Origin of the sequence: Nodosilinea sp. P-1105, from assembly GCF_012911975.1 — a bacterium.
Classification (GTDB): domain Bacteria; phylum Cyanobacteriota; class Cyanobacteriia; order Phormidesmidales; family Phormidesmidaceae; genus Nodosilinea.
Map to the genome: position 1 here is coordinate 1 of NZ_SMDQ01000066.1, position 20,492 is coordinate 20,492.

A 20,492-nucleotide genomic window follows, 5' to 3' on the forward strand; every position below is an offset into this window, starting at 1 on the left:
ACCGTCTTCAAGGGGACTGGATCGAGGGCATCCACTGGGTGCGGATCAATAGTCGTTGTGTGCGCTATAACCTGGAGTTGATTCAGGATTGGCTGCACAATCGAGAGAATCCAGCAGCTCATTTACAGGCCATTGAGACCTACCAGAAGGGGCTGTTGAGTAATCAGCCCCAATCACGGCGCAAGTCTTAGTCCTTGGGTCGAAGCTGAGAGAGCTTCAATTTATCGGCATAGTTTTTGTCAATCATCTGAGTAGAGGTATCGCACCACTTAGCGATCACCGCACTCGGCACCCCTTTAATCAGCTGGGTCGTGATGAAGGTATCCCTACAGGAGTAGGGGGTTGTATCCGGCTTGATAGGTGTCGTTATCTTTGCCCAGCCTCTCCGAGAAAAATTCCGGTAGCTGATCGAGTCGCCATCCCGCGACGGAAAAACGAGCTGTGCCGGGTTTGGATCCTTTGGCGCTATGGACTCTAGCAGGCACTGTACCCGAGGGGAGACGGCAATTCGTCGTGTCTTATTATTCTTACTCCCTTTGCTGCGGACACGGCGATTGCCGACCTGTACCAACGACCCCTCAAAGTTGATGGTGCCGAAGTCCTCCGAAATATGTTGCCACTGTAACCCGATCGCCTCACTGGGTCTACAGCCAACACAGAATAGGAACTCCACAAAGGGAGCGTAGAGACGGTAGTTCATGCCTTTGCGGTTGTCGTTCTGAAATGCGGCAATCACCTGGTCTCGTTCTTCTTCCGTAAAAGCATTAGGCTTAGGATCCACTTGGTAACGATACTGGGGCAGCTCTTGGGCCATCCCCTCAAAATGATTAGCTGAAACCAGCTTGTGCTTTTTGCCCCAGCGGCAGGCAGCTGCTAAGTACATCAGCCCATCTTTGGTGCGGTAGATGGTGGTGACCTGCTCCAGCTTTTGTTTGACTATCAGCGGCTCATCGATAGTCACATCGCCCAGCTTTCGATACAGCCGGGTGAGGTTGTCATATTTTTCCTGAGTTTTGACTTTTAGACCGGGCCACTTGTGAGCGGTATACCGTTCCCAAATCTCCATTACCGTCATGCTCTGGGGCTTGATCGGCTCTAGTACCGTTAGCTGGGGCGGCTTGGGCTTACCGTATTTTGCCAAGGTGTAGTCAAAGCGCTCCAGGGCGATGTCTGACTCGATGAGCTTGGCTTTGGCATCAACCACTCTCCGGTTGACATCTGTGTCTGCCAGATCGGTGGAGAGATACTTTTGCTTGCCGTCATAAAGATGCCGGGGCAGTCGTATCCGAAGTCGGCCTCGAAAGGATTCAATGCCAACGGATCCCTTAGGCGCTCTACCTGATTTTTTGCTGTACATGGCGCAATGCTCGAAAGGGGTACATGGAAGCGAACTAATGTACTGACCCTGATAGTCAAATGATAGTCAAACCGCAGCTAAATGCACCTAAAAATGACCAAATGTTACGAGGCCAATTCTCTGAGCAGGAATACCCTGCAACTGAAAACCCCTTAATTTATAGGCCTTCAGGGCTTCTAAATCAAGGGGTTCAGGTGTTTTAGGCTATATGGGCGATACTGGTTTCGAACCAGTGACCTCTTCCGTGTGAAGGAAGCGCGCTACCACTGTGCTAATCGCCCGTTGGTCCTATAACTTACCACATCCTGAACGTCAGATTCAAACCTGGGTTGCGGCTCAGGCCATATCCGGCGGAATGGGATTAGAGCGCTGGTTTTGTTTGAGTTGAGCTTGGATCAAGGCCTGGATATCCTGACGGCGAATTTCTACCCCCTGGCCGGATTTGGCTTGATTTTCAAAGAAAATCAGGCTGTCGATCGGCTTCATCGCCATCAGTTGAAACAGAATGTGGATCACCGGCATCGGTAATGCCATCACTTGGGGATCCTTTACAAACGCTTGACCTGCCGCTGCATCTTTCAGGCTGGGGTAGGCGTAAACGATGTTCTTTTTGGTATCGGGCTGGTTGCGGTTGCTGAGGGTGGTCATCACCCAGCCCTGTTCCAGGGTCTGTAGAACGTAGTACTGCTTATGCTTAAGTTGGCTGGCGATCGCCTTGAGAATTGGCGCAATGGTGGTTATGGCGTCAGTGGTGGCCCCATCGGGGGGAGCATTTTGCACTAAAGCATCAACCTGGGCATCGAGATCCATAACATCAAAATCCATTAAGACAGCGTTTACCGTAATCGACAGCGAGTGGTTTAAATCTATCGCAGAGCAGCCCATCCATAAAAATACGGAGGAAATGCTAAACTCATGACAACAATCACAACTAACACCCTAGATTTACGGAGCATGGGCTCGGGAACATTATCCTAGTTAAGTCTGACCTAAGTTAATTAAGGGTCTATTTAATTGAGGTTGTGTCAGGCCTTCGGGCCAAGGCTAACTGCCGTACATCGCTTAAGGTGTCAGAGGCTGCATCCACCACCGCTTAACATACCTGAATTTCGCTTCACAGTTTCGTGTAGCCAGTTTGAGGATAGCTAGTTTGAAGCAGGGTATCTGTTTATTGAATGTGGATGCGCTGACAGGATCGTTTTATAGTCGCTTGAGGGACGAAACCCGTGCCCCTAAGGGCGCCTGCCAAGCTATGGCCCAGCGCATTAGCGATGAGGTCCAACGCATTTGCCAGGAGAGCGATCGCATTCAGGCGTCTGGCGACGTGGAAGCCTGGGCTCGGTCCTTAGGCAAGCATCGTCTGGATCAATGCCTGAAGTACTATCATCTGGGTTCCCGCCATGGCCGGGTCGAGCTGCATAGTACCTTGAGCGCCATTGTCTACCGCTACATCACCCCTCCCCAAACCCAAGCCAGTTATCAGGCCCGGATTGCCCTGATTGAAGACTTTTTACAGGGGTTTTATGTGGAATCGCTGAATGCCTTCCGGCGAGAGACTCAGCTTAGCGATCGCTTTCAACCCCGGACCCTGCTTGAGCTAGCAGAATTTATGGCGTTTTCAGAACGCTATGGCAAGCGGCGGATTCCGTTGCCAGGACGGCGCAGCCAGCAGTTGATTATTTTGCGAGCCCAGACCTTTTCCAAGCAGCAGCCGCCGGAAGTGGCCATTGACATAGAGCAGGCGACGGACTACGGCGGTGAAGGCGACGATGTGCGACCAGCGGCCTCCCACCAGCGGGTGCGGGAGGAAATGATTGCCCAGACTGACGAACTGCCGGAGAGTTCCCTGCGGGGACGGGTGGTGGATGAACTGCTCGCCTATTTACGCGATCGCAACCAAGATGACTGTGCCGACTATTTCACCCTGCGGTTGCTGGACTTGTCCACCCAAGAAATTGAAACGGTGCTGAATCTCAATCCCCGAGAGCGCGATTACTTGCAGCAGCGGTTCAAATATCACCTGCTGCGCTTTGCCCTATCCCACAATTGGGAACTGGTCCATGAGTGGCTAGAGGCCGGGTTAGAAACCAATCTTGGGCTTACCCCCCACCAGTGGCAGCAACTACAACAGGCGTTGCCCCCCAAGCAAACCAAACTGCTGAGTTTGAAGCAACAGGGGGTGTCGGATGCCGAAGCCGCTAGAATATTAGGACTGACGGCTACCCAGTTTCAAAAGCAGTGGACTAAGCTGCTAGAACAGGCTTGGGACATTCGTAATCTTTAATTATCCGGACGGGCAAGACAAGGCCATGAATAGAGACTCAGATATCCCTAGAGAGATCCTGTTGAGGCTTCTATTTGAGCCATTGTCAGCAGGGGACTCTCCCTCCCAAAACAGCCCCCACCAATCGTCTTCCAGTCAACCTCAACCCGATAGTAGGGAGGGGTTTGGGCGTTCATCCCAATGGATTTCAGAAGAGGGCTGGGATATCGAGTTCGATACCCCCATCGATGCAGACCCAACTGCCGTTTTTGATCCTGGAGATGTTCCTGTCGTGCAAACTCATTTTGAAAGCCTGATCAAGCGTCGCTTAAAGCAAGAAATTGCCCAGCACCCGCCTCTATTCCCCTGGGAAAAGGGCCTACACGATTATCCGGATACGCTCAATGCTGACTCGTCTTCGGTTTGGTTAGACCACCTGCGTAGTCTAGAAGTTCCCGCCGGTATACCGGATGATGTTCTAGCTGAGCTCCTCAACCAGTGCCAGCGGGTGGCACAGGTGACCCAGCAAACCGGGCGGCGATTAATTCAGGCGGTGGAAGCCCTATTCCCCGACCAAACTCCGACCCTAGAAACGATCGCTGGCATCGTTGCCCGTCCCGCCTTTCGTTCCCCAGAAGAAACCATGGGAACCATCGACTACGAGAGTGCTTCTCCCCAGAAGCAAATAGCACTGTCAATGCTCGCGGCCAAGCACATTTTTGCCGCCCTCTCGCTAACGATATCGGCGGCGACACCCACCGCCCAGCAAGAATGGATTACCCCTGCGGGCATCCTCAGGGTAGAGGCGACCTATCGCCCTGGGCCCAGTCCTCAGCTGCGGGTAACAGCGGTTCTACCCACCGCAGGCCACGTAGAACTTGCCACAGGTGCCGCTGGTCTACGGTCTGAGCGGGGTACCGCTGGGGAGGTGGTCGCCCAGATGGACTCCCCTCAGCTAAATTGCCCCTATGGCCTCACCATTACCCTGGCTGACCAGACCATCAGCCCCCTCAGCTTTGTGGTTACCGTTGGGGATGAGGAGGCCTAAAACGCTGCGGGACAGACCACTAGAAAGCCGCGATCGCGCCGTCCCGAGAGCTTGAGCTAGCATGGAAGCGACTCTTTTGATGCTGCTCCTATGGTTACCGCTCGCTGGCTAAAGGCCTCTCGCCTCGGGAAACCCATCCCCTCAGACCAAATTGAAGACTCGCTACTGTTGCGGGTACTGGTGCAGGGATTGGTGACCCTGGGCATTGTGTCGGTGTCGGTAGCGGCCATTGGCGTAACCGCCACATCTCTATGGAATTTGTTAGCGATTCCTCTGAGTGCCTTGGGGGCGGCCTTCAGCTGGCAACGGCGACGCCAGCCCAACCATGTGGTTAAGGGGGCCATTGCCATTGGCATGTTGCTGGCCATGGCGGCCTTTTTCGGTCGACTACTGGCACAACCGGGAGATACCCGGATTGTGCTGGCTGAACTGCTGGTGCAGTTGCAGGTGCTCCACAGCTTTGATTTACCCCGGCGCAAAGATCTAGGTTACTCGATGATGATCGGGTTGATTTTGCTGGGGGTGGCGGCCACCATTAGCCAAACTCTGGCCTTTGCGCCGCTGCTGCTGTTGTTTTTGGCCCTGGCGATGCCGGTGCTGGGGCTCGATTACCAGTCACGCCTGGGGCTAGAAGCCGTATCTTGGGCGGATCTAAAAGCGTCGGCAGAACTCAAACGACTGATAGGCCTGTTGGGGTTGACCCTAGGCCTGGGGTTATTAATTTTTGTGCTGCTACCGCGGCTGCCAGGGTATCAAATCCGTAATTTCCCGGTTAGTTCAACCATCGACACCCAGGAGGAGTTTGATGGCCAAGCCATTGATAACCCTGGTTATCTCTCTGACGGTACCGATGGCGAAGATTTTGACGAAGACGGGGCGGGCAGTATTCGCGGTTCTGGCAAGCTCAGTGGCCCAGGGCTAGTCGATACCACCTCCTACTACGGCTTTAACCAGCAGATGAACCAAAACCTGCGGGGGACCATGACCCCCCAGGTGGTGATGCGAATTCGATCTCAGGCCCCTGGATTCTGGCGAGTGCTAGCCTTTGACACTTACACCGGTCAGGGGTGGGATATTGCTCGCAATGATGAAACTCGCACCCTGCGGCGATCCACTTTTTCCCAACAAACCCTGTTGCCCATAGAACCGAAGCTAGGTCGCCAGCGGGAGGTGGTGCAAACCTATACCCTGGTGAATAACTTCCCCAATTTGATTCCAGCCCTCTATGAAGCACGGGAGCTGTATTTCCCCACCCGGGAGGTGGCCATCGATACAGAGGGCAGTCTGCGATCGCCGGTGGGGCTAGAACAGGGCTTGACTTATTCTGTGGTGTCACGGGTGCCTTACCGCGATCGCACCCAGTTACGAGAGGCGATCACCACCTATCGATCCGGCATTGAAAACACCTATTTGCAGGTGCCTGATGCCATTCAAGCCCAGGTGCAAGCCCACACTGAATCCCTGCTGGCCACCTCCCCCACCCCCATTACCGATCCCTACGAAACGGCCTTGTTTTTGGCCCAGGCCCTTAAACAGCGCTACAGCCTACAGCCCGATATGCCCTTCCTGGCCGCCGATCAAGACCTGGTGGAAACCTTCTTATTTGAAACCGAAGGGGGATACCCCGATCACTTTTCCACCGTGTTGACCGTCATGCTACGCTCCATCGGCATTCCCGCCCGCTTGGTGGCGGGCTTTGGCGAAGGGGAGTTTAACCCCTTCACGGGCTTCTATGTGATTCGCAATACGGATGCCTACGCCATTACCGAGGTGTATTTTCCCCAGTATGGCTGGTTTGCCTTTGACCCCATCCCTGGCCATGAGGTGATTCCCCCCAGCATTCGGGATTCCCAAACCTTTGGGGTGGTACGGCAATTCTGGAACTGGCTGGCGGGCTGGCTGCCCTCCCCAGTAGTGGGGTGGATCGACGGGGTGATGGCGCTGTTGGCCCAGGGGCTAGGCCAACTGGTACGCGTTCTGCTAGGGCTGCTGCGCCTGGGCTGGGTGGGGATTATGCTGGGGCTGGCAGGGGCAGTTGCCCTGGGGTTTTTAGCCTGGCTCGCCTACCGAGGGTTACGGCGCGGCTGGGGTCGGTGGCAACGGCGCAAGCTGCCCCCCACCGAACGACTTTATCAACAGATGCTGACCTGGTTTACCGATCAGGGCTTACCCAAACAGGCCTCCGAAACCCCCCTGGAATATGCCCAGCGGCTGTACCACCAGGCTAAGGCTCCCCAAGCCCAGGCGGCGAATGAAATTACCCATGCCTACGTCCGTTGGCGCTACGGCGGCGAGCCCCAAAACCTGCCCTATCTGACGGCCCAGTTGCGCACCCTGCGGCATCATCGTTCCCGGCGACGACGATTTGCCCGCCCTTAGCCCTTGCTTTTCCAGGGGTATCCGTTATGCTCGATCAAATATGGGGGATTTGGACGACCCCTGATTAACCCACCCCTGCCCCTCCCAGGAGGGGATTCGGACTGACCCCTGTCACCTGCCCCCTGTTCTTCCTTTACTCCGTTATGCCTGTGAGCTTATCAACCCTAGTTAAAAACTCCCTCAAGTCCTTCAACTTTTCTGCGGCTGGCAGTCAAACCTTTTCCCCTGACCAGTTTGATGCGGTGGTGATGGGGACCTATGGGCGCTTTCCCATTGCTTTGACCCGAGGGCGGGGTTGCTATGTCTGGGATGAGCAGGGGCGTCGGTACCTGGATTTTGTCGCTGGTATTGCCACCTGCACCCTGGGCCATGCCCACCCGGCGATGGTGGCGGCGGTGACCGAGCAGATTCAAACCCTGCACCATGTCTCGAATCTCTACTATGTTCCTGAGCAGGGGGCCCTGGCCCAGTGGCTGGTCGACCATTCCTGTGCTGATCAGGTGTTCTTTTGTAACTCTGGGGCCGAGGCCAATGAGGGGGCGATTAAGTTGGCCCGCAAGTATGCCCATGTCAAGCGGGGCATCGCTAACCCGTTGATCATTACTGCTAAAGCCAGTTTCCATGGGCGGACCCTGGCTACCGTTACGGCCACGGGTCAGCCGAAGTATCAGCAGAATTTTGATCCACTGATGCCGGGGTTTGCCTATGTGCCCTATAACGATATCGATGCCCTGGAGACCGCGATCGCTGAGTTAGACGCCAACACCCCCCAGGTAGCCGCCATCATGCTAGAAGCTCTGCAAGGGGAGGGCGGGGTCTGCCCTGGGGACACCGCTTACTTCCAGCGGGTGCGCCAACTGTGTGACCAGAAAGGCATTTTACTGATTTTAGATGAAGTGCAGGTGGGCATGGGCCGCACCGGCACCCTGTGGGGGTTTGAAAACCTGGGGATCGAGCCCGATATTTTCACCTCCGCCAAGGGGCTGGGGGGCGGTATTCCGATCGGGGCGTTGCTGTGTAAGGCAAGCTGTGCTGTGTTTGAACCCGGGGACCATGCCAGCACCTTTGGCGGTAACCCCCTTGCCTGCCAGGTGGGGCTGACCGTTTGTCAAACCCTGGAAGCGGAGAACTTGCTGGCTAATGTGCAGCAGCGGGGGGACCAACTGCGGCTGGGCTTACAACGGCTGGTGCAGCAATACCCTGATTGGCTGACCGAAGTGCGGGGCTGGGGGTTGATCAATGGCCTGGTGCTGCACCCCGAGGCTCCAGTGAAATCGGTGGATATCGTCAAGGCGGCTATGGCCGAAGCGCTGTTGCTAGTGCCCGCTGGGCCGCAAGTCGTGAGGTTTGTGCCACCGCTAATCGTGTCGGCTGACCAAGTGCAACAGGCCCTGTTGGCGGTGGAAAAGGCGGTGGCCTTGACTGTCAAATGTGCTCAGAATAGCTAGTGCAGCGTCAAGTTTTAACTTTAGGGTTGACAGCTGTAGAGATTTGGCGTCATGAAGGTCCGAAATCCCCTCCTTGGGAGGCCTGCGCTGTATAGCCTGCGGCATGGCTTCGCTAGCGCGTAGCGGCCCTAAACGATGTCCTAAGCTTGTCGAAGGAGGGGCAACGTGTCGAAGTGGGTAGGGGTGGGTCAGTCAAGGCTTGCATAGCAACTCATAACAAATCCTAGTTGTATACCATACCCCCGAATCAAACCCTGTATCGCTCAGGCTGAGCTTGTCGTTCACGAAGTGGCTCCCAAAGGGAGCAAGCCCTAACTCGTTTCGGGGTTTTGTTAACCGGACTTGGTATCACAGTATTTGGAGACTGGTATTCTGTAGTAGTTTTGACCCACCCCGCCCTCCGGGCACCCCTTCCAAGAAGGCTACTATGTACACATAAGTCTTAAAACCCTTGCTGTCAGGGCTTTCTCCCTCATCCCCCAACCCCTTCTCCCAGGGCGGGAGAAGGGGAGCCGGAAAGCCTTGTCCGGCCTCCCCCACTCTGCGAGAAGCAAGCTACGCCCATTTTTGGGAGAGGGGGACTGTTGGCGTAGCCTGCCCAGAGGGCTTGGGGGTGAGGGCCGATATGTGTATACACGGTAGCCCAAGAAGGGGACAGTGTTATCGCGAACTAGGGTCAGTCAAGATCGTCGCCCAGGCAACTGAGATCAGCCTTAGCCACTTCAATTTCAGCGGTGTAGCAGGTCCAATCTGAACGGGAGAGGGTGCGGCCACAGACCGCAGGCTGGCGATCGCCCTGGTAAGCCACATAGTTAAATACCAACAGGGGCATGCCCAACGGCACCGCCAGAGCCTCACTCAGTTCGTAGGTGGCGGGAATGCTGTCTAACCGCACCTTGGCAGCATTCAGGCGCACACCGTGGCGCACCAAGGTGCTGTAGGTGAATCCCTGCTGCAGGGCCTCCACTAGGGTAGGGGCGATCGCTTTGGGGAAATAAGACACATCTAGGGCGATCGGGGTATCGTCGGCATAGATAATCTTTTCTTGCCAGTAGACCTGAGCTGGCTGGGACGTCAGTTGCAACTGACGTTCCACCTCTGCCGGAGCCTGAACTAGCTGAAACCGTAGGGATTTTACCCGCCCCTGATACCCCTGCTGCCTCAGGGCCGCATCAAAATACATCAGGGGGTTAGCCATGGAAAAGCTAATTTTGTGGGGTTCCGTGACAAAAATGCCTTTTCCCTGGCTGACGGTCACCAGCCCCTGTTGGATCAGGTTGGCGATCGCCTTGCGAATGGTGGTACGACTGACCCCAAACATTTCCCCCAGGTCAAACTCGCTGGGTAGCCGTTCCCCAGGGGCGTACTCCCTCGCCTCAATTTTGCTCTTTAGCTGTTCTGAAATCGTAATGTGCAGGGGTTGTCGATCCACATCTGACCCAATGGACACCATGGGACATGTCATCATTTTTTGATTACCCTTGGCATCTTATCGAAAAAGCAGCCACCCCAGTAATATGAGCGGTGCAGCTTAACACGAATATCTGGAAGATTAGGTGTCAGGTTCTGGGGGTCAGGAATCCGGGATGGTTAGTCGACGTACGCCACCCTGTACTAGTGGGCGATACAACGAATTCATGGCAAGATGCCTACAGACTTGAGGGCCACAGCAGACCAAAGTTAAGGACAGATTGAGCCGTCATGGAACAGATTCGAGTGGTTGTCCACGGCGTTGTGCAAGGGGTGGGGTTCCGCTACCATACCCGCCAGATCGCTCAACAGCTTGGGGTGAAGGGGTTTGTGCGAAATCAGCCCGATGGCACGGTGGAAATTGTCGCGGCTGGTACCCAGGCCCAGGTGCAGGCGTTACTGAAGTGGGCTCACCAGGGACCCGCCAGCGCCCGGGTCAGCCAGGTGGACACAGAACCCTATACTGGCACTGAGATCCTGGATAGTTTCACCATTGAACATTAAAGAGCCGCCAAGCCCCTAGGACAGCAAGGCAGAAGTAAGAAGGCAGAAGGCAGAAGGGGAATCCCTTATGTGAAAGGGGTTTTGCCGCCCAGAAATAGCAGTGCCATTTCCGCCTCAGAGTACTAGGGCAGCGTCAAGTTTTAATTTTAGGGTTGACAGCTGTAGAGATTTAGCGTCATTAAGGTCCGAAATCCCCTCCTTTGGAGGCCTGCGCTGGGCGTGTCGAAGTGGGTAGGGGTGGGTCAACTCAACCGCGAAGAGACCCACCCCGCCCTCCAGGCACCCCTCCCAGGGAGGGGACGAGCAGATTTAGCGGCAGAACCCCACGGATCTGAGCTATTCTTTGGGCAAATTCCTCTCAAAGGCTTTAGGCATGAAACGGCGCGGCATTATTTTTGGATTTTTCATCACCCTACTGGCGGTGGTGTTGGTGGCTGGCCCCTGGGGGCTGCCCGCCCCTGCCCAACGCAGTAGCCAGGTTGGCCCGCCCCTGCGCAACCGGGTCAATCAATTTGACCCGGTGGTGATGCCCGGTGCCACTGCCTATTCGGTGTTTACCACCGACGATGCCACCCCCCACCAGGTGTGGTACCGGATTTCTGGCGGAGATGCCCTGTTTCGCCAACGCCTGCGGGTGTTTAAGGAAAATGCTCCCCCCCGCCCGGTCAATCAACTGCCCCCCCTGTCAGAACTAGAGCACGAAATTACTACCAACGCCCCTACCGAGTGGTTCGCATTCCCGGTACAGCGGGGGGTGGTGACCTACTACTTTGATGGCGATAATCGAGTCAGCCCCAGCAGCCCCTGGCGAGATGCCTTTGGGCTCAAGGTCAGGCGCACTCGCTATGGCAATGGCCACTTGTTTGAACTGGGGTTTGAGGACAAAGACATTCTCGACGACTACAACGACCTGGAAGTGGAGGTGGTGATTATTCAACCAGCCCTTTAGGTGACATTGAGGGAAGTGCGCCTCAATAAAGTCCCGGCAATGTGATCTAATCTGGTGCACTCGCGCAGCAATCCACCAGATCACACCAATAGAAGATGCTAAAACTGTCGCCGGGCAAAAATCACTGAGGCGATGGTTAGCAACAGGGCGGTGTACAGCAGGCCATAGAGCACATGCAGCAGCAGTTCTGTCCCCGAGGGCAGCAGGGTGATGCCATAGATGGCTTCATTGCGCAGGTTCAGCCGTTCCAGATCAGGCAGAATCAGGTACAGGGCGTTGGTCACCCGCTGGATGGCCGGGTTGTCGCTGAGGTTGCCAAAGGCCACCAGGTCCTGGGTCAGGTGGCCCATCAGGTAGGTGGCAAAGGTGAGCAGGGTCGCGAGCAGGGAGCTGGTGAACACCCCAAATAAAATCGCCACAGCGGTAATCAAAATTGCTTCTAGGGCCGTAAACCCCAGAGCCAGCACCACACTGACCACGGGAAAGGGGATGCGGTTGAGGGCCAGTACCGCCAGGAAAATTACCCCCAGGGCCGCAATCAACACCAGCAGCACCGCCGATAGGCCCAGGTGCTTGCCAACGATAAATTCTGCCCGGCTGACGGGCTTGGCAATCAGCACCAGCACCGTCCGTTTTTCAATTTCTTTGTTGACCAGCCCGGTGCCCACAAACACTGCAATAATCACGCTCAGCAAATGGATGGCAGCCAGGCCCAAATCCAGGGTGATTTTGTCCTGGGCCCCGGCGGACACTTCCGGTAGCAGCACGGTGGCGGCCACCATCAGCAGGGCAAAGAGGGCAATCAAATAGAGGATGCGATCGCGGATCACCTCTAGAAATACATTGCGGGCGATCACCCCGACCCGAAATAGCACCATAGTGTTGTCCCCTTACCTAGCTTTGACGGTTGGTATATCTAGCAGGATGCCCAGCCTGCCGGGGGGTATCTAACTGACAAGTCAGATTGGCCCAGCGGGTGGAGGCAAAGGGTTGATCCTCCATGTCCGTACTGGTGTCATAGCGCGCCCCTTGGGTCACAGGCATGAGGGAACAGGACTTTTCTAAATAGTAGCCAGTGGCCTCGGCTGTCGGCCCCGACCATATGGCCCAGATCTTGATGTCATAGCCATCACCACTGGTGAAGGGCTGAAAATCAACCTGCCACAGGTCATTTTCCAGGGAGGGTTGGTTTGCCATCCGGTTTTGCACCTCCCGCTGCAACGTCTGCCGTTGCCCCTGTTCATTCAGCAGCCACCGCTCTACCGACGACCAGGGTTTGCCATCCATTTGCTCTCTCATAATGATTTCTGCCATGCTCAGGTGGGTCACCCCCGTCGATAGTTGGGTTGATTGCCCTGGCAGACGATAGACAAAGGCACTCTGGCTAAAGTTATCGGTCACCAGACTAGGATAGTCTTGGATCCAGGCTTGAATACGGAAATAAAACTGAAACCAACTGCTAATTAACAGACTGAGAAAAAAGAGCAGCACCAGCTGTTGCCGCACCGATGGGGCAGGCTGTTTGGGGCGAAAATCCCAACTGATCAGATTGGGTACAGCCACCACCCCAAAGGAGACCAGGGGCCAGGCGGTAAGGGCCGGTTGCAACCACTCCCCTCCCCAGGAGCCAAACATAAACAGGCACAAAATTCCCCCTGCCACCCAGGGGGCGATGGGAATTCCAAACGGTCTGATGCGATTAGCCTCCAGCCCCCAGCCAGTGCCCAGAGCCAGCATAATCCAGCTGAGGGTAGCCATCACCCCAACGGTAAATGCCGTGGTGCCTAGAACCCGGGCCAGCAACGACATCAGCCAGGAAAATAGACTCATATAAATAACGGTCTGCCAGGCAAAGTAGCTGTCGGGCAGGAAAAAGTCAACCAGGGACTCGATAGTGCGACGAATAAAAGCCACCATTAGAGCGTGATTGCCCCCTGGTGCAACAGCAACAAAATTAAGATCGCCGTAAAGCTGAGGGCATTGGCTTCTAACACCGCCAGGGTGCGGGAGGAATGATCCTGACGCTGGGCAGGTTTACCACGCCGGGCTATTTCGTAGCGCTGATGGCGGCTCTCTGACTCTGTTGCCGCCGTTGCTGGTGCCCGACCCAGCAAAACCATCAGCCAAATCAGCCCTTGCAGCTTGACCCAGTAGGTGGCGAAAAATACTCCCATGGCACTAACCACGGTCAACACTGGCAGCATGTCAAACCAACCATTGGGGTAAAACCGGTTAAACAACACAACGCTGATGATTTGGCTGCGCAGGGGCGGTGGCAGCATTGATTCTGCGATTAAAAAAATGACCCAGCCCAGGCTGGTGGCCAACAGGTTGAGGGTGGCAGCATACTGCATGCTGGTTTGATAGCCCAGGCGCATCCGCTGCCGCAGCACTAATGCCTCTAAACTAATGGCCACCATTAGCAGTAAGCTTTGGAAGGCGATTGCCCTGAGAGGCATAATACCTAAGTTAACGAATAGGTCTTGAAGTGGCATAGCGCAGTGCCGTTAGCAGTCTACCTGGTATCACCCTGGTGCTATACAAGGGTATAACCTACTTCGGCCTTTCGCTAGAATTTTAGACCAGGCTGCTTAATAATCGGCAAACCCTGGTCAGGTCTTCCGATCGCCCCGCCCCCCTACCCTACAGCAATACTTACGTCACTATGGTCAGAACCGGTATCGGCATCCGCACAGCTCAGCAAAACAACGAGCGTCTGACGGGGCAGATCCACGTCTACGATGGGGAGGGCAAAGGTAAGTCCCAGGTGGCCCTGGGGGTGGTGCTGCGCTCTATTGGGTTGGGGATTCAAAACTTTTTGGAAAGCCGGGTGCTGCTGCTGCGGTTTCTAAAGGGGCCGGGGCGGACCTACGATGAAGATGCCGCCATTGAGGCCCTACAACGGGGGTTCCCCCACCTGATTGACCAGGTGCGCACGGGCCGAGCCGAATTCTTTGGCCCCGACGATATTACCAAGTTCGACAAACAGGAGGCCCAACGGGGCTGGGATGTGGCCAAAGGGGCGATCGCCTCAGGGCTGTACTCGGTGGTGGTACTGGATGAAATTAACCCGGTCCTGGATCTGGGCCTACTGTCCGCAGAGGACGTGGCCAAAACCCTACGGAATAAGCCCGATCACCTGGAGATCATCGCCACCGGGCGGGGGGCGCCCCAGCCGCTGCTGGATATCGCCGACCTGCACTCTGAAATGCAGTCTCAAATCCATGCCGATAGCGTACCGGGGTTGGAAGGGATCGAAATTTACACCGGTTCCGGCAAGGGCAAGTCCACCAGCGCCCTGGGGAAGGCGCTACAGGCGATTGGCCGGGGCATCAGTCAGGATCTGTCCCACCGGGTGTTAATTATTCAGTGGCTGAAAGGGGGCAATGGCTATACCGAAGATGCGGCGATCGCGGCCCTACGCAAAATTTACCCTAACCTGGTGGACCACCAGCGCTGTGGACGGGATGCGATTGTCTGGCGCGGGCAGCAGCAGGATATTGACTATGTGGAAGCCGAGCGGGGCTGGGAAATTGCCCGCACCGCGATCGCCTCAGGGCTCTACAAAACCATTATTTTGGATGAGCTTAACCCCACCGTAGACCTAGAGCTCTTGCCCGAAGAACCGATCGTCCAGGCACTGCTGCGCAAACCTCGGGGCACCGAGGTAATTATTACCGGTCGCTGCCAAAATCGACCCGCCTACTTTGAGCTGGCCAGTACCCACTCCGAAGTGTTTAACCACAAACACTACGCCGAAAAAGGCATCGACCTGAAGCGGGGGGTGGATTTTTGAGCCCAAAGCCTGGGAACCAGGAATTGCTGGCCCCTATGTCAGGGGAGGACCGGCATTCGTTTAAGATTTGTTTAGTATCACCCTAGCCTTGACCCTGATGACCTTTTTCATCGCCCCGCGTTTTCTAAATAAGCTGGCTGTCCACATCACCAAGAACTTTATCGATTTACCCAGGGTCAAGGTGCCGCTAATTTTGGGCATCCACGGGCGCAAGGGGGAGGGAAAAACCTTCCAGTGTGAACTGGTCTACCAGAGGATGGGGGTAGAAGTAGTCCACATTTCCGCTGGGGAACTGGAAAGCCCCGATGCTGGCGACCCCTCCCGACTGATTCGGCTGCGCTACCGGGAGGCGGCGGAACTGATTCGGGTGCGGGGCAAAATGGCGGTGCTGATGATCAACGACCTGGATGCCGGGGCGGGCCGGGTGGATCAGGGCACCCAGTACACAGTGAATACCCAGTTGGTCAACGCCACCCTGATGAACATCGCCGACAACCCCACCAACGTGCAGCTACCGGGCAGCTACGACGATACCCCCCTGCACCGGGTGCCGATTGTGGTGACGGGCAACGATTTCGCTACCCTCTACGCTCCCCTGGTGCGGGACGGGCGCATGGAAAAGTTTTACTGGGAACCTAGCCACGAAGACAAGATTGGCATTGTGGGGGGCATCTTTTCCGAGGATGGCCTATCCCCCAGCGAGGTGGTGAAGCTGGTAGATCACTTCCAGGGGCAAGCGGTGGATTTCTACGGTGCCCTGCGATCGCGCCTGTACGACGAACAAATCGAACGATTCATCGCTAGCGTTGGGGTGGAGAAAGTGGGGTCTAAGGTGGTCAATACCACCCAACCCCCAGAGTTTCAAAAGCCTGACTTTAGCCTGCCTCACTTGATTGAGCAGGGGGAGCTAATCGTTCGGGAACAGCAGCGTCTGCAAGAAATGCGGCTGGTGCGGGAGTATAACCAAGTGCTGCAAGAGAACCGCCATCCTCATCTCCCCCATCCTCCCCATCCCCCCATCCCCAGCCCTGAACCTGCCCCTGCCAACAACGGCAAGCAGAATGGCCATACCCTGCCCCCCGACCTAGCTCAGCAGGTACAGCACCTGGTGGCCCAGGGCTACCCGATTGGGGTGGAATATGTGGAACCTCGGCGGTTCAGTACAGGGTCTTGGAAGAGCTGTAGCATCGTTCAACCCACAGATACCTCAGAGGCCATGGACCAGTTGGCCGCTTGCTTAAGCGATAACCAGGGCAACTATGTGCGAGTGTTTGGGGTGGATGCGGCCAAACGGCGGGTGATGGAGACCATCGTGCAGCGCCCCTAGCCTTCTTTCTGCCTTCTGCCTTTACTAACCATGACTTCTGACGGTGTCTGTCCCGATCTCAGCTTTACGGAAGACTGCATTGACCCATTTGACCCAGAGAACCCTAACCTGTGGGTAAAGCTAGAGCACCTGGGTCGGTATCTATTTGCTGCCGACTATCTGCGATCGCGGCATCCCGACCAGATCGCTGACATGGCCTGTGGCCTAGGCTATGGCCTGCCAGAGCTGACCCAGGTGGCCCCCCGGGTACTGGGGGTGGATAGCAACCCCAAGGTGCTGCAAGCCGCCCAAACCCGCTGGAACCAATGGTTCTCCACTGGCCCTGGCACCCTGACCCTGTGTCACCAGAACCTAGACGATACCGACTGGCCGTCCCCCTTAGCCCCTAATAGCCTAGATGCCATCGTTAGCTTTGAAACCCTAGAACATCTGCTAGAGCCGGAGCGGGTGGTGGCCCACTTTGCCCAAACCCTGAAGGCCAACGGCCTGTTGATCGGCTCCGTCCCTAGCCATCTCCACGACCCCCCAGGAACAGCGGGGCTGCCGGTCAACCCCTACCATAAACAGTTTTTTAGCTTTGAGCGCTTTCGGCGCTTGCTAGAAAATCACGGCTTCGAGGTCACCTATCGCCTGGGACAGGCCTCCTCTAACCGGCTGTATAAACAAGAGTCACAGCTGCTAAAACGGCGATCGCTGACCCAACGGCTGGGTGAGTTTTCGCCCCTGCACACCCCAGCCCTGATTCGTCACCTCAGCTACCTGCTCGCCTACCCCAGTGCCGACGATCTGGAGGGCTCCTATGCCCTGATTGTGGTAGCTCAAAAGCATTAATCCTCGTAGGCCTCCATGCCGACGCAGGAACAGACTAAATTGCGATCGCCGTAGGCCTGATCAATCCGGTTCACCGCTGGCCAGAACTTGCTGGTGCGGGTGAATGCGGTGGGAAACACCGCCTGTTCGCGGCTGTAGGGGCGATGCCAATCACTCACCAGATCAACGGCGGTGTGGGGGGCATTCTTGAGCAGGTTATTGTCGGCCTCGGCCTCTCCCTGTTCAATCGCCCGGATTTCGTCACGGATGGCAATCATGGCGTCACAGAAGCGATCAAGCTCGGCCAAGGATTCACTTTCGGTGGGCTCTACCATCAGGGTACCGGCCACTGGCCAGGACATGGTCGGCGGATGGAATCCGTAGTCAATCAGGCGCTTGGCCACGTCTTCGACCCCCACATCGGCGGACTTTTTAAAGGGGCGCAGGTCAATGATGCACTCGTGGGCCACCCGCCCGTTCTGGCCGGTGTAGAGAATGTCGTAATGCCCCGCCAGCCGCTGGGCCAGGTAGTTGGCATTGAGAATCGCTACTTCCGTGGCTCGCTGTAGCCCCCGGGTGCCCATCATGGCCATGTACATCCAGGAAATCGGCAAAATGCTAGCGCTGCCCCAGGGGGCCGCAGTTACAGCCCCAATCCCCTGGGCTCCACCGACTCCATTCACCAGGCCATGGCCTGGCAGGTAGGGCACCAGATGGGCTTTCACCCCAATCGGGCCAACCCCTGGGCCACCGCCCCCGTGGGGAATACAGAAGGTTTTATGCAGGTTCAAATGACAGACGTCGGCCCCAAAGTCAGCGGGACGGCAGAGACCCACCTGGGCATTCATATTGGCCCCATCCATATACACCTGGCCGCCATGGCGATGCACCATGGCACAGATGTCCTTAATGCCGGCCTCAAACACCCCGTGGGTAGAGGGATAGGTCACCATCAGGGCTGCCAGATTGTCCTGGTGCTTTTCAGCCTTGGCCTCTAGATCGGCCAGATCAATATTGCCTTCGTCGTCGCAGACCACCGGCACCACCGTCATCCCGGCCATCACCGCACTGGCTGGGTTGGTGCCATGGGCCGACTGGGGAATCAGACACACCTGGCGGTGACCCTCCCCCCGCTGCTGGTGGTACTCGCGGATCACGAGCAGCCCGGCATATTCCCCCTGGGCGCCGGCATTGGGGGCCAGGGAAATGCCCGCAAAGCCGGTAATTTCCCCCAGCCAAGTTTCTAGATCGGCAAACAACTGCTGGTATCCCTGGGCCTGCTCTAGGGGGGCAAAGGGGTGGATCTGACCAAACTCTGGCCAGGTGACCGGCAACATTTCCGCTGTGGCATTCAGTTTCATGGTGCAAGACCCCAGGGGAATCATCGCCGTCGCCAGGGAGAGGTCCTTCCCTTGCAGCCGATAGAGGTACCGCAGCATCTCCGTTTCTGAGTGATAGCGGTTGAAGCTGGGGTGGGTGAGGTAGGGGCTGGTGCGACGCAGGGAGGGGGTGATGGGGTGGTGGGGTGATGGGGTGATGGGGTGATGGGGTGGTTTTGGATTTTGGATTTTGTTGGAGTTTACCCTTTCCGAAGTAGATTCTGAACTCGGGTGGTTACCATCCCCTCCTGGGAGGGGTAGGGGTGGGTCTGTAAACACCGTGATTAAATCCCGCAGATCCGCGTCAGTGACGGTCTCGTCTAGGGCCAGCACCAGGGTTTCGTCATCTAGCACCCGCAGGTTGATGCGGTGGGCAGCGGCGCGACTCAGGATCTCGACTTGGCGATCGCCGACGCTGACCCGCAGGGTATCAAAGTAGGGGTGGTCTCCCAGGGAGAAGCCAGCATTAAGCAACGCCTGGGCCAGGGTTTGGGTCTGGTGGTGGATGCGGCTGGCGATCGCCCGTAACCCCTCGGGGCCATGGTAAACCGCATACATGGCAGCCATAATCGCCAGTAGCACCTGGGCCGTGCAAATATTGCTGGTGGCAGCGTCCCGGCGGATGTGTTGCTCCCGGGTTTGTAGGGCCAGACGCAGGGCGGGGGTGCCGTAGGTGTCTTTGGAGACCCCCACCAGACGACCGGGCAGCTTGCGGGCAAAGGCCTGCCGGGTGGCAAAGAAAGCAGCATGGGGACCGCCATAGCCCAGGGGCACCCCGAATCGCTGGCTATTGCCCACCACAATGTCAGCCCCAAATTCACCGGGGGGCCGCAGCAGGGTGAGGCTGAGCAGGTCAGCGGCTACGGTGACCAGGGCTTTGGTGGCGTGCACCTGGGTAATCAAGTCTTCGTAGTCATAGATGGCCCCATCGGTGGCTGGGTATTGCAACAGCACGCCAAAGACTGGGGTGGCCCCGTCAAACTGGCGGTGGTCACCCACCATCACCTCAATGCCCAGGGGCAAGGCCCGGGTTTTCACCACCTCAATGGTCTGGGGATGGCAGGCCTCAGACACCCAAAAGGTTTTGCAGGCTTTTACCTTGCGGGCGTTAAAGGCCAGGGTCATGGCCTCGGCGGCGGCGGTGCCCTCGTCCAGCAGCGAGGCATTGGCAATGTCCATGGCGGTCAGATCCGTCACCAGGGTTTGGAAGTTCAGCAACGCCTCCAGTCGCCCCTGGGAAATTTCTGGTTGGTAGGGGGTGTATTGGGTGTACCAGCCGGGGTTTTCCAGCACATTGCGCTGAATCACCGCCGGGGTCAGGGTGTTGGCATAGCCCAGGCCTAGGTACGATCGCCACACTTGGTTTTGGCTGGCCATGGACCGCAAGCGGGCGATCGCCGCCGCTTCATCTAGCCCCGTGGGTAAGTCCAGACATTGCTGCAACCGAATCCCTCCGGGTACCGTCGCCTCAATTAAGGCATCCAGGGAGTCATAGCCCAGGGCCGCGACCATGGTCTCGATTTCCGCCGTTGTAGGTCCCAAATGGCGAGCTACAAATGGACTAAGCACCTCTCTAGGATGGCCGTTGGAGGCCGCTGTTCCGCCACTGGGGCTGCGAGAAGGCTGATCCACTGGACGATCAACGGTGCTGGGTTCGGAAAAGGGGTGCATCATACCGGCTGGCTCACTGGCTCCCATGGGGACAACAAAAACCTAGCGCTGATTGTAGCGCTAGCCCTCTTTATAGTTTGAAACATTTAGG

General features: G+C 56.6%; 17 protein-coding genes and 1 tRNA gene. 10 read left to right on the forward strand and 8 right to left on the reverse strand.

From position 1 onward, the window contains the following. A partial coding sequence (locus E1H13_RS21150) for a hypothetical protein (protein WP_169616391.1) occupies positions 1 to 191 on the forward strand: 191 nt, incomplete at its 5' end. Here E1H13_RS21150 and E1H13_RS21155 read toward each other — a convergent pair. From E1H13_RS21155 to E1H13_RS21165, 3 genes are all read right to left on the reverse strand, one after another. Further along, positions 188 to 1,357: a tyrosine-type recombinase/integrase gene (locus tag E1H13_RS21155; RefSeq protein ID WP_169616393.1), complete on the reverse strand. Its 1,170-nt coding sequence runs from the start codon at positions 1,355 to 1,357 to the stop codon at positions 188 to 190. The genes E1H13_RS21150 and E1H13_RS21155 overlap by 4 nt on opposite strands. Before the next feature lie 209 nt (positions 1,358 to 1,566). After that, a tRNA-Val gene (locus tag E1H13_RS21160) sits at positions 1,567 to 1,638 on the reverse strand. Between the two features lie 55 nt (positions 1,639 to 1,693). Continuing rightward, a complete protein-coding gene (locus tag E1H13_RS21165) occupies positions 1,694 to 2,182 on the reverse strand; it encodes a hypothetical protein (protein ID WP_240966769.1) in 489 nt (162 codons plus the stop codon). Positions 2,183 to 2,543: 361 nt separating this feature from the next. Between E1H13_RS21165 and hetZ the strand changes: the two genes are divergently transcribed. The 4 genes from hetZ (at position 2,544) to E1H13_RS21185 (ending at position 8,495) form a co-directional block, all read left to right on the forward strand. Next, complete coding sequence (gene hetZ, locus E1H13_RS21170; RefSeq protein WP_206070803.1) at positions 2,544 to 3,641, forward strand: heterocyst differentiation protein HetZ; 1,098 nt, start codon at positions 2,544 to 2,546, stop codon at positions 3,639 to 3,641. Positions 3,642 to 3,912: 271 nt separating this feature from the next. Next, positions 3,913 to 4,668: a hypothetical protein gene (locus E1H13_RS21175; protein WP_169616397.1), complete on the forward strand. Its 756-nt coding sequence runs from the start codon at positions 3,913 to 3,915 to the stop codon at positions 4,666 to 4,668. A 90-nt stretch (positions 4,669 to 4,758) separates the two neighbouring features. Beyond that, a complete protein-coding gene (locus tag E1H13_RS21180; protein WP_169616399.1) occupies positions 4,759 to 7,047 on the forward strand; it encodes a DUF3488 and DUF4129 domain-containing transglutaminase family protein in 2,289 nt (762 codons plus the stop codon). Between the two features lie 248 nt (positions 7,048 to 7,295). Further along, the gene (locus E1H13_RS21185; protein WP_240966773.1) at positions 7,296 to 8,495 is read left to right on the forward strand and encodes an aspartate aminotransferase family protein; all 1,200 of its coding nucleotides are present in this window, start codon (positions 7,296 to 7,298) and stop codon (positions 8,493 to 8,495) included. A gap of 676 nt (positions 8,496 to 9,171) precedes the next feature. Here E1H13_RS21185 and E1H13_RS21190 read toward each other — a convergent pair. Then, positions 9,172 to 9,963: a GntR family transcriptional regulator gene (locus E1H13_RS21190; protein WP_240966771.1), complete on the reverse strand. Its 792-nt coding sequence runs from the start codon at positions 9,961 to 9,963 to the stop codon at positions 9,172 to 9,174. Positions 9,964 to 10,196: 233 nt separating this feature from the next. Here E1H13_RS21190 and E1H13_RS21195 point away from each other — a divergent pair, with 233 nt between their 5' ends. Continuing rightward, positions 10,197 to 10,469 carry an acylphosphatase gene (locus E1H13_RS21195; protein WP_169616403.1) on the forward strand — a complete coding sequence of 91 codons (273 nt, stop codon included), beginning with the start codon at positions 10,197 to 10,199 and terminating at the stop codon, positions 10,467 to 10,469. Positions 10,470 to 10,842: 373 nt separating this feature from the next. Continuing rightward, positions 10,843 to 11,418 (forward strand): hypothetical protein, encoded by a 576-nt coding sequence (locus E1H13_RS21200; protein WP_169616406.1) that lies wholly within the window; start codon positions 10,843 to 10,845, stop codon positions 11,416 to 11,418. 98 nt (positions 11,419 to 11,516) lie between these two features. Here the strand turns inward: E1H13_RS21200 and E1H13_RS21205 are convergent, their stop codons facing one another. Genes E1H13_RS21205 through fraC form a run of 3 tightly spaced genes read right to left on the reverse strand, consistent with a single transcriptional unit; the run spans position 11,517 to position 13,877 of the window. Beyond that, positions 11,517 to 12,296 (reverse strand): ABC transporter permease, encoded by a 780-nt coding sequence (locus tag E1H13_RS21205; protein WP_169616408.1) that lies wholly within the window; start codon positions 12,294 to 12,296, stop codon positions 11,517 to 11,519. A gap of 16 nt (positions 12,297 to 12,312) precedes the next feature. Further along, positions 12,313 to 13,335 carry a DUF5357 family protein gene (locus E1H13_RS21210; RefSeq protein ID WP_169616410.1) on the reverse strand — a complete coding sequence of 341 codons (1,023 nt, stop codon included), beginning with the start codon at positions 13,333 to 13,335 and terminating at the stop codon, positions 12,313 to 12,315. Then, a complete protein-coding gene (fraC, locus tag E1H13_RS21215) occupies positions 13,335 to 13,877 on the reverse strand; it encodes a filament integrity protein FraC (protein ID WP_169616412.1) in 543 nt (180 codons plus the stop codon). The genes E1H13_RS21210 and fraC overlap by 1 nt, the downstream gene beginning before the upstream one ends. 206 nt (positions 13,878 to 14,083) lie before the next feature. On the opposite strand from fraC, the gene E1H13_RS21220 reads away from it, so the two are divergent. The 3 genes from E1H13_RS21220 (at position 14,084) to E1H13_RS21230 (ending at position 17,372) form a co-directional block, all read left to right on the forward strand. Next, positions 14,084 to 15,214 (forward strand): cob(I)yrinic acid a,c-diamide adenosyltransferase, encoded by a 1,131-nt coding sequence (locus tag E1H13_RS21220; RefSeq protein ID WP_169616414.1) that lies wholly within the window; start codon positions 14,084 to 14,086, stop codon positions 15,212 to 15,214. Between the two features lie 97 nt (positions 15,215 to 15,311). Beyond that, positions 15,312 to 16,541: a ribulose bisphosphate carboxylase small subunit gene (locus E1H13_RS21225; RefSeq protein WP_169616452.1), complete on the forward strand. Its 1,230-nt coding sequence runs from the start codon at positions 15,312 to 15,314 to the stop codon at positions 16,539 to 16,541. Between the two features lie 30 nt (positions 16,542 to 16,571). Then, entirely contained in the window at positions 16,572 to 17,372 is an 801-nt protein-coding gene (locus E1H13_RS21230) for a class I SAM-dependent methyltransferase (RefSeq protein WP_169616415.1), read from the forward strand. Here the strand turns inward: E1H13_RS21230 and gcvP are convergent. Beyond that, the gene (gene gcvP / locus E1H13_RS21235) at positions 17,369 to 20,401 is read right to left on the reverse strand and encodes an aminomethyl-transferring glycine dehydrogenase (RefSeq protein ID WP_169616454.1); all 3,033 of its coding nucleotides are present in this window, start codon (positions 20,399 to 20,401) and stop codon (positions 17,369 to 17,371) included. The two genes, E1H13_RS21230 and gcvP, sit on opposite strands and share 4 nt — an antisense overlap. Positions 20,402 to 20,492 lie beyond the last annotated feature (91 nt).